The 9,924-nt window shown below is 37.6% G+C and carries 11 protein-coding genes; 10 read left to right on the top strand and 1 reads right to left on the bottom strand.

Annotation, left to right across the window (positions count from 1 at the left end):
* From BMX26_RS05365 to holA, 8 genes are all read left to right on the top strand, one after another.
* A partial coding sequence (locus BMX26_RS05365; RefSeq protein WP_143454865.1) for an RNA-guided endonuclease InsQ/TnpB family protein occupies window positions 1–381 on the top strand: 381 nt, incomplete at its 5' end.
* Between the two features lie 246 nt (window positions 382–627).
* On the top strand, window positions 628–1,113 hold the full coding sequence (gene coaD, locus BMX26_RS05360) for a pantetheine-phosphate adenylyltransferase (RefSeq protein ID WP_075530432.1): 486 nt from the start codon (window positions 628–630) through the stop codon (window positions 1,111–1,113).
* Window positions 1,106–2,149, top strand: coding sequence for a SepM family pheromone-processing serine protease (locus tag BMX26_RS05355; RefSeq protein WP_075530431.1), 1,044 nt, complete (start codon window positions 1,106–1,108; stop codon window positions 2,147–2,149). The genes coaD and BMX26_RS05355 overlap by 8 nt, the downstream gene beginning before the upstream one ends.
* Before the next feature lie 45 nt (window positions 2,150–2,194).
* Window positions 2,195–2,461 carry a hypothetical protein gene (locus BMX26_RS09740; protein ID WP_225355208.1) on the top strand — a complete coding sequence of 89 codons (267 nt, stop codon included), beginning with the start codon at window positions 2,195–2,197 and terminating at the stop codon, window positions 2,459–2,461.
* Window positions 2,418–2,903, top strand: coding sequence for a helix-hairpin-helix domain-containing protein (locus BMX26_RS05350; RefSeq protein WP_225355207.1), 486 nt, complete (start codon window positions 2,418–2,420; stop codon window positions 2,901–2,903). Before BMX26_RS09740 ends, BMX26_RS05350 begins: the two co-directional genes overlap by 44 nt.
* 57 nt (window positions 2,904–2,960) lie before the next feature.
* Window positions 2,961–3,440, top strand: coding sequence for a ComE operon protein 2 (locus tag BMX26_RS05345; protein ID WP_075530430.1), 480 nt, complete (start codon window positions 2,961–2,963; stop codon window positions 3,438–3,440).
* Between the two features lie 170 nt (window positions 3,441–3,610).
* Window positions 3,611–5,686 (top strand): DNA internalization-related competence protein ComEC/Rec2, encoded by a 2,076-nt coding sequence (locus BMX26_RS05340; RefSeq protein WP_082272489.1) that lies wholly within the window; start codon window positions 3,611–3,613, stop codon window positions 5,684–5,686.
* 44 nt (window positions 5,687–5,730) lie between these two features.
* Window positions 5,731–6,768 (top strand): DNA polymerase III subunit delta, encoded by a 1,038-nt coding sequence (gene holA / locus BMX26_RS05335; RefSeq protein WP_075530428.1) that lies wholly within the window; start codon window positions 5,731–5,733, stop codon window positions 6,766–6,768.
* 36 nt (window positions 6,769–6,804) lie between these two features.
* Here holA and rpsT read toward each other — a convergent pair whose 3' ends face one another.
* Window positions 6,805–7,059, bottom strand: a complete 255-nt coding sequence (gene rpsT, locus BMX26_RS05330; protein WP_075530427.1) for a 30S ribosomal protein S20 — start codon at window positions 7,057–7,059, stop codon at window positions 6,805–6,807.
* 306 nt (window positions 7,060–7,365) lie between these two features.
* Here rpsT and rpsO point away from each other — a divergent pair, with 306 nt between their 5' ends.
* Window positions 7,366–7,635, top strand: a complete 270-nt coding sequence (rpsO, locus tag BMX26_RS05325) for a 30S ribosomal protein S15 (RefSeq protein WP_003698657.1) — start codon at window positions 7,366–7,368, stop codon at window positions 7,633–7,635.
* A 119-nt stretch (window positions 7,636–7,754) separates the two neighbouring features.
* Window positions 7,755–9,869 carry a polyribonucleotide nucleotidyltransferase gene (locus tag BMX26_RS05320; RefSeq protein ID WP_075530426.1) on the top strand — a complete coding sequence of 705 codons (2,115 nt, stop codon included), beginning with the start codon at window positions 7,755–7,757 and terminating at the stop codon, window positions 9,867–9,869.
* Window positions 9,870–9,924 lie beyond the last annotated feature (55 nt).

Below are 9,924 nucleotides of genomic sequence, written 5' to 3'. Positions count from 1 at the left end.
CATGATATTGTCCAAAAGTTTACCACTAAGCTGGTTAATGATTATGATCAAATCGTTATTGAAGATTTAAACGTAAAGCAAATGCAGATGAGTAATGTTGCCTCTAAGGGATTACAGCGGTCGTTATTTGGCTATTTCAGACAGGTTTTAACTTATAAATGCGAATGGTACGGTAAAAAAAGAATTTTAGCGGATCGTTTCTATCCAAGTACGCAAAGATGTTCACGTTGTGGCTACGTTAAGAAAGCTGATGATAAAATCACACTTTCCGGTAACAAGAAACATGGCACTAAACACAACGAATATATTTGCTATAAATGTAACTTTGCTTGCGACAGAGATGTTAATGCAGTCATGAATTTACTTACCTTAGCAAAATGATCAACTATTATTGGGCATGGCTAGTAATAGGCTTTAGCAATTTGTTAAAGCTATGCCCTAGAGACGAAAGTTTCTTTGATGCTATAAGAGTTAGTCAATGTCATTACCCTCTAGTTAGGATATGGGAATACTAATGTAGACGATAGTAAATAAATTAAGAAAGGAAAACTATATTCTTTCTAATAATATAGAAAATCATAATACGTTTTCTATGTTATTCTACATTTTATATAGCAAGAAGTGCGGATGAAAGCAGTCTTTCCGGGAACATTTGATCCACTGACAATGGGACATTTGGATTTAATCAAGCGTGCCAGCAAAATGTTTGACCAAGTTACGGTTTTAGTGGCAACTAACACCAGCAAAAAAGCAATGTTTTCTTTTGCTGAACGCAAAGCACTGCTAGAACAAGAAATTGCTTTTTTGCCAAATGTTAATGTTATCGCTGCTCCCAAGGACTTAACGGTTAATGTTGCCAAAAAAATCAAGGCACAGGCTATTATTAGAGGGGTGCGGGATGCGCAGGATTTTGAATATGAAAAAGCAATTGCTTTGATGAATCGGCATTTGGCACCGGAAATAGAGACGGTCTTGCTTTTAACGGATGCTCGTTATAGTTTTTTGTCGTCAAGTATTGTTAAAGAAGTAGCGCTTTTTGGCGGAGATTTGACAGGTTTATTACCTGACAAAACAGCACAGGCTTTACGTGAGAAGGTAAAACAGTATGACTAAAGTTAAAAAAAGATGGTGGCTGTTGGCTGCTATTGTCCTGCTGGTTGCTTTTTTAGTGACACCTTTGCCTTATTATTTAGAAATGCCGGGGTCAGCTGAAAAAATTTCCCAGTATGTAACGGTTAACCATAAAAAAGACCGTACTAAAGGTTCTTATATGCTGGTATATGTTTCGGTGCTGCAGGCTACCCCAGCCAGCTTTGTGGCCAGTTATGTGATGCCTTTTACTGATTTAGTGTCAAAAGAAGATATGCTGGGCACTTCTTCAGCTAAAGATTATGATAAAATTCAGCAGTATTATATGGATGATGCCATTAACGAAGCTAAGTATGTTGCTTTAAAAAAGGCTCACCATAAAGTAAGCCGCCGATATATCGGCATGTATGTTATGTCAATCACTAAAGGTTCCACCTTTAAAAATATTTTACACGTTGGCGATGTTGTCACTTCAGTCAATGGCAGACATTATGATAGTTCACAGGCCTTTGTTAAATATCTGGCGTCGTTAAAGCCTAAAAGTCAAATTAAGTTGACTTATCTGCATGATGGCCAAGAAAAAACAGCCCAAGGTAAAACAACTAAGCTGGCTAACACGAAACGCTACGGGATTGGGATAACGTTAGCTGACCGTACTAAAGTTTCGTCTGATACTAGCGTTCAAGCTGATATGGAAGGTATTGGCGGGCCATCGGCTGGATTAATGCTAACGCTGGAACTGTATCAGCAAATAACAGGTAAAAATTTACGGCAAGGGCAAAAAGTTGCTGGTACTGGGACGATGAATGCTGATGGTAGTGTCGGCGATATTGGCGGCATTGACAAAAAAGTTGTATCTGCGTCAAAGGCAGGTGCTAAAATTTTCTTTGCTCCTAATAACCCTGTTTCTGAGCTAGAAAAGAAATATGATCCTAGTGCGATGAGTAACTATGCTGAAGCTAAAAAAACGGCTAAAAAAATTCATACTAAAATGAAAATTGTTCCGGTCAGAACTTTTGATGATGCTTTGAAATATTTGCAAACGCACCAAATTAAATAAAAAATAAGCCATTTTATCGCGTCTTTAAGTGTTGGAGGTGATAAAATGGCATTTTTTGATGAGCTTAGAATGTGGCTGGAAGAACACCAAAAATTATTAATAATAGGCACATTAGTTTTGTTGTTGGGAGGTGGTGTTTTTGTTTGGCAAAGTTCAAATATTTTTTTAAAAAATGATACGCAAAACCTGGTCAAAGCTAAAAAGCAAGCGGTCAGCTTATCGGAAAGCTCAAGTGCTAGTTTTTCAAGCAGCAGTTCTAGTTATATTTATGTTGATGTTAAAGGGGCGGTGGTCCATCCCAGGCGTTTATAAAATAGGTGCTGACAGCAGGGTTGGTGATGTTTTAACTTTGACAGGCGGTTTATTAAAAAATGCCGATACCAGTCAAATTAACTTTGCCCACAAGCTGGCTGATCAAATGGTGATATATATTCCCAAAGCAGGTGAAAGCTCACCGATAACCAATACAGTTGGTGTTACAGAACAAGCACCCAATACAACGGCCGATACAGCGTCCAATACAACAACTCAAACAAGTACTAGTCAAAATGCAGCTGATAGCGGCAAAATTAACCTTAATACGGCGACTAAAGAACAATTAACTCAACTTACTGGAATTGGTGATAAAAAAGCAGATTTGATTATTGCTTACCGTCAAGAACATGGAAATTTTAAATCTATTGATGAATTGAAAAATATTTCAGGGATTGGTGATAAAACATTTGAAGCTATTAGTGCACAACTAACTGTCTAAAAGTCAGACGGGGTATGCTATAATTAAAGGCAAAAATAGCAATAGCGGGGTGTTAATATGTCAATTGAAAGAATTCCTTGGAATCAATATTTTATGTTGCAAGCTAAACTGTTATCATTGCGCAGTACTTGCACCCGTTTAGCAGTTGGCGCTATTTTAGTCCGGGATAATCGGATGATAGCCGGCGGGTATAATGGGTCTGTTGCCGGCGATGTTCATTGTGTTGATGAAGGATGCTATATGGTAGACGGACACTGTGTGCGCACGATTCATGCTGAGATGAATGCCGTTTTGCAATGCGCTAAATTTGGCAGTGCCACGGATGGCGCTGTTATCTATGTGACGGATTTTCCATGTTTGCAATGTACCAAGATGCTTTTGCAGGCAGGTATCAAAAAAATTTATTATTTGCGCAATTATCATAATGATCCCTATGCACTCAAGCTTTTAAAATTAAAGCAAGTCGAAGTTGAGCAGGTAAAAGTTGATGCTAAATATTTAGACGCAGTATTAGGTGGAATAGAGCCTGAAAACTAACGGAAATTTTTAGTTTTCTGACCGCTGTATGTTTGAGTTTGTTAAGCCTATTTTGTCTCTCACATCAATTTTTATGGTTGGGACTTTTAGGCATTTTATTAATCAGAATTTGTTTTTGTCAGAGTAAAGGGTTATTATGTTGCTGTTTAATAGCTGTATTAAGTTTTAGTTTGCGTATTTATGGCTGGCAAAAAGATTACCAAGCTGCTCTTAAAATGTGCGGTTCTTATCCAACACAGCATTTTTTAATCAAGGCTGACGAGTTAAAAGTTGCGGGAAATTTGGCTAGCGGAAATGCTTTATGGCTTGATCACCATCAAAGAGTTAAACTAACGCTTTTTTTAACAACTAAGCAGCAGCAAAAATATTTAAAAAACATCAAACAAAGTTTTATTATTGAGACTGATGCCACGATTAGCAAGGTTAAAGGGCCAAGTAATGAAAATGAATTTGATTATCACAAATATTGTCAATCATTAAATTATTTTTTAACAGCCTTTGCAAATCAGTTTGATTTAAAAAAGGTAACTTTAGTTACTGGACCTAGTCTTTATTTGCATAACTTAAGACGTCACTTGCAACTCTATTTGGCTCAAAAGCCCCAGCCTTTGTCGTGGTATGCATTGACTTTGTTTTTAGGAATTAAGGATGAGACGGATTTAGCAGATTCAGTGGTCAAGTTGGGCTTATTATATCTTTTTTGCCTGTCAGGAATGCATGTTTTTTATGTGCGGTCTTTCTTACTGGAAATAACATCTAAGCTAGGGTTGACCTATGAATTAGGGCAAGAGCTTAATTTAATAATTTTACCGCTCTTTTTAGTTTTGGGAGGCAGTTCGCCTAGTTTAACAAGAGCGGTTATAATGGTGTGGTTAGGCATTTTTTGTGAGCAAATTTGCCATGTTAAAATACGTCTTATTTCATTATGGTCGTGGACGTTGATTGGTAATTTATGGATTAAACCGGCTTTGCTATATGGCGTAGGGCCACAGCTAAGTTATTTATTGACATTGATTATTATTTTAAGTCAAGAAAAAAATATTATGATACAAAGTTTGGAACTTAACCTTTTTAGTTTACCCATAATTTTATATCATAGTTTTCAGTGGAATATTTGGACTGGTGTCTTGTCGATAGCGATTATGCCTTTGTTTAAATTTTTGGTTTTACCGGCAACTTTGTGTGGAGCGTTTTTTGCACATACAACGGCTATCAATAACTGGCTGCTTAATCTTTTTACAGGTATCCTGAACCTTTGTGCCTCTTTACCGGGTGAAATAACTTTTGGAAAGCCGCCGTTAGGGTTTGTAGTGATGGTGTTGGGCGAAACACTTTTAGCCTGCGAAACGCGGTTTAGAAGCAGAAAATTATGTTGGCTGTTAATCAGCTGTTATGCAGGGATGTTTTTGTATATTCATACCCCCTTAACGGCTGAAGTGGTTTATTTTGATATTGGTCAAGGTGATTGTACACTGATTCGTAGCCGTTTTAACCGGCAAGTATTAATAATTGATACTGGCGGCAAGGTTTCTTTTAATACGCAAAAATGGCAGCAAAGAACAGTGCAAACCAGTGGGCAGAGGATTGTTGCCAATTATTTGCTCAGCAAAGGGGTTGACCACATAGATACCTTATATTTGACCCATCAAGATCAAGACCATACCGGGAATTTCCCTAGTATCAGTCAAAAAATCAAAATTAAAAAAGTAGTCGTTCCTTTAGGTATGGAAAAATTAGCCAGTTTTAAAGCAAAATTAAAACAGTCTGCCGTCAAGCCTAGCCAAGTTCAGGGGCAAACAGATCAATATCAGCAAGCTTACCCATTAACCTTGTTGCATCCTTTTGCAGCAGGTCAAGGAACGAATGATGATTCTTTAGTTTTGTTAGCCGATTTTTATGGGATTAAGTGCCTTTTTACAGGTGATTTGCCTCAACAGGGTGAAAAAGAAGTTATTAAAAAATATTCTAAGTTAAAGGCTGATATTTTTAAAACGGGCCATCATGGCAGTAAAACGGCTACTGCAAAAGAATTTGTGACACAGCTGCAACCTAAGCTGGCTATTATTTCATGTGGTCGGCATAACCGGTATGGACATCCAAATCAAGAAACGCTTGTGACGTTAAAAAAAACCGGTGTTCCTTATTTAATAACGGCTAAGGTAGGAATGATTAAGCTGGTTAAGCCTTTAATAGGTAATTTACACATAACTACTTATCAGCAGCAACATGAGCAAAATTATAAATAATCAAGGAATAAGCAGTCTTATTTTGAGTGAAAGAAGGAAAGTAAGTGGCAACATTAAGCCAAGTATTAAAAGAAATTAAAGCCGGTAATTTGGCACCAGTATATTTGATATTAGGTAAAGAAGAATATGGGATAAAAACGTTAAAGAACAGCATTTTAGCACATATTACACCGGAAGCTAGGGATTTTAACGTCAATAGCTATAATATGGAAGAAATGCCATTAGCAACGGCATTAAAGGATGCAATGGATATTCCTTTTTTGGGAAATCGGCGGATTATTTTTATTGAAAATCCTTATTTTTTAACTGGTGAAAAGAATAAAAATAAGATTGAACATGATTTAGACGCTTTGCAAAAATATCTCGAAATGCCAGTTGAAACGACATCATTAATTATTAACGCGCCATATGATAAATTAGATGAGCGTAAAAAAATTGTCAAAAAGCTTAAACAGGTAGCTGTGGTTATTGATAACAGCCCTTTAACGGAAGAACAAGTAGCTCGCCTTTTAACGGCAAAAGCGAAAAAACAGCAGCTGACGCTTGAACCGGGAGCGCTAGAAATTTTGCTTGAACGTACAAATGCTGATGTGTCGCTTGCTTTAAACGAACTCGATAAATTGATGCTTTTAAATCAGGAAAATAATATAATTACGGCACAACAGGCGGAACGGATGGTTTCGCAAAGCCTTGAAGAAAATGTTTTTGATTTAGTGGAATTGGTTTTGAAACGCAAGGTACAAGAGGCCTTGGAAATGTATCATGAACTTTTGTTGTCAAAACAAGAACCTTTGATGATTAATGCTATTTTGCTGGGACAATTCAGATTGCTGCTACAGGTAAGTATTTTGAAAAATAGGGGGTTTATGCAAGGAAGTATTGTATCGACGCTCAAAATTCATCCTTATCGGGTTAAATTGGCTTTGAGGTTTGTCAAGCAAAATAGTCAAGCAGATTTAAGTCGGGCTTATTTGGGGTTGGTAAAAATTGAAGAGCTGTTAAAATCAACGAGTCAAGATCCGGAACTTTTATTCCAATTGTTTATGCTCCAATTTAGCCAAGCTCAAGTAAAAAGAAGATAAAAAAAAAGAGGCACAATCTTGTGCCTCTTTTTTTAATTATTTAGCTAAACGAGCAGCCATACGTGACTTATCACGAGCAGCTTTGTTTGCTTTAATCAAGCCTTTAGATTGTGCTTTGTCAACAGCAGAAACTGCTTCACGGTAAAGTGCTTCAACATTGTCAGCACCTGCAGTCTTAGCTTTTTCAAATTTCTTAACGGCTGTACGCATCTTGCTCAATTGAGCAGAGTTACGAGCATTTGCCTTTTCGTTTGTCTTAACACGTTCGATTGCGGATTTGATAATTGGCATTGAGTTTCACCTCCACTGAAATGATCCGTAATGGATATCATCTAATTTTTCAACATATTACATTATACAAGAGCAAATTAAACAATGCAATAATAAAATAGCATGTTGTCAAGAAAATTTCCTTGACACTTAGCAAAAAGACTATTTTATAGGTGTTTTGCTGTTATAAAATATACTTGCATTTCTATTTATTTTCTAGTATAGTATCTCTTGTACGTTAAGTACATGACCTTAGACCTGGTTTAGCGACGACTCACCGACGTTTTACTCGGTTTAGGGCAACTTTAAGAAAGGTGGGAATAACCAATGGCTATTTCAAACGAAAAGAAAAACGAAATCATGAAGAAGTACGCTCGTCATGAAGGCGATACAGGTTCTGCTGAAGTGCAAATCGCCGTTTTGACAGCTGACATCAACGAACTTAACGATCACATTCGTTCACACAAAAAAGACTACGCTTCACAACGTGGTTTGATGAAGAAGATCGGTCATCGTCGTAACTTGCTGGCATATCTTCGTAAGACAGATATCCAACGTTACCGTGAATTGATTAAGAGCTTAGGCTTGCGTCGTTAATAAATTTTTGGGAAGAAAAGTTATTTTCTTCCTTTTTTTATATAAAAATGTAAGCGCTAACGATAAAAGGCTGTATAATAGAAGTATATTAAAAAAAATAATTGGATTGAGGAAAAAAGATGGAAAAGAAGATATTTAAAACAAAAATTAACCAGCAAGACCTGATCGTTGAAGTAGGTGAATTAGCTAAACAAGCGGATGGGGCGGTTTTAGTCAGATATGGCCAAACTACGGTTTTAAGCTGTGCGGTTGTTAGTGATCAAAAAAGTGACAGTGATTTTTTTCCCTTGACGATTAATTATCAAGAAAAAATGTATGCTGCGGGTAAATTTCCTGGTGGCTTTATCAAGCGTGAAGGCAAGCCAAGTGAACATGCAACTTTAACAGCACGTTTAATTGATCGGCCGATGCGTCCTTTATTCGAAGAAGATTTTAAAAATGAAGTTCAAATTACCAATACTGTTTTCAGTTTAGACCCTGAATGCTCACCTGAATTAGCTGCCATGCTTGGTTCGTCTTTAGCGGTAAGTATTTCCAAGATACCTTTTGCGGGGCCAATTGCCGGTGTTAGAGTCGGTAAAGACCAAACAGGGTTCATTTTAAATCCGACTGATGAAACTTGTGGTGACTTAGATTTAACGGTAGCAGGCACCAGTCAAGCTATTGATATGGTAGAAGCAGGAGCCAACCAGTTGACTGAAACTCAAATGCTGGATGCTATTATGTTCGGTTTTGAAGCTATCAAAAAGTTATGTGCTTTTGAGGATGAAATTATTGCTGCTGTGGGTACACCCAAGATGTCTTATGAAAAAATTGCGCTAGATGACCGCTTAGCGGAGAATATTGAACAAAGTTTTGCTGCCCCATTAAAAGAAGCTATGGAAACCATTGATAAAAAAGCACGGGAACAGGCGATGGAACAGGTTAGACAATTAGCCTTGGCGCAATTTGTTGTACCCTCAGATGGTGAACAGATTTTGCAGCAATTTAAGACAATTTGGAATCATTTGACCCAAAAAGTCTTCCAAGAAATGGTTTTAGTTGACCATAAACGGGCTGACGGGCGCCAAATGGACGAAATTAGACCTTTAACAGCCAAGGCTGGTTTTTTGCCAAGAGTTCACGGGTCAGGATTATTTACTAGAGGTCAAACGCAAGTCTTATCTGTTTTGACACTTGCCCCTCTTTCAGAAGGACAGACGGTAGATGATTTACGGCAAGAGCATGTTGAACGCTTTATGCATCAATACAATTTTCCGCCATATAGTGTGGGTGAAATTGGCCGCTACGGTGCGCCTGGCAGACGTGAATTAGGGCACGGCCATTTAGGCCAGCGGGCTTTGCAGGCCGTGCTGCCATCAGAAAATGCTTTTCCATATGCAGTTCGGTTGGTAGCCGAGGTCTTAGAATCTAATGGGTCATCATCACAAGCCAGTATTTGTGCGGGTACCTTAGCTTTAATGGATGGCGGTGTACCTATCAAAGCACCTGTTGCCGGCATTGCGATGGGACTGGTTGAAGCAGATGGCCAAAAAGAAATTTTAACTGATATTCAAGGTTTAGAAGATCATTTAGGTTCAATGGATTGCAAAGTAGCTGGCACAACCAATGGTATCACAGCTTTACAAATGGATTTGAAAGTAGCAGGGCTGGAATTTGATTTGTTAAAAGAAATTTTTGCTAAAGCCAAGACGGCCCGGCAGCAAATTTTAGCAGTAATTAAACAAGAATTGGCAGCTCCAAGACCGCAATTATCGCCATATGCACCCAAGATTGATAATATGCAAATTGCACCCGACCAAATTAAAGTGGTTATTGGCAAGGGGGGTGATACTATTAATAAAATTATTGCCCAAACGGGTGTCAAAATTGATATTGATGAAACAGGGATGGTTCAAATTGCGTCTAGTGATCAAATGATGATTGATCAAGCAAAGACCATTATTAAGCAGCTAACCAAAAAAGCACAGGTTGGTGAAATTTATCAGGCTAAAGTGACGCGGTTGGAAAAATATGGCGTTTTTGTGGAATTGTTTAAGGGCAGCCAAGCCTTGCTTAGAAAAAATGATTTAACACCTGAGATGCCATTTGAACAGCTTAAAATAGGCCAGGTTTTAACAGTTAAAGTTAAAGAAATTGATGCTAAAGGGCGAATTAATGTTGGATTGAATAATCCTCCTAAAAAAAATCCGATCAAACCGCATGGTAAAAAATTATTTACCATTGGCCAATAATACGAAGTTGAAGGCTGAATTGAGCAAAAAAACATGGTATGTGTTATAATTAGAG

Source organism: Ligilactobacillus sp. WC1T17 (assembly GCA_900110005.1).
In the GTDB taxonomy this organism is placed as follows: Bacteria; Bacillota; Bacilli; order Lactobacillales; family Lactobacillaceae; genus Ligilactobacillus; species Ligilactobacillus ruminis_A.
Note: the sequence above shows the minus strand (reverse complement) of the source record. Positions and strands in the feature narration are given on the sequence as shown.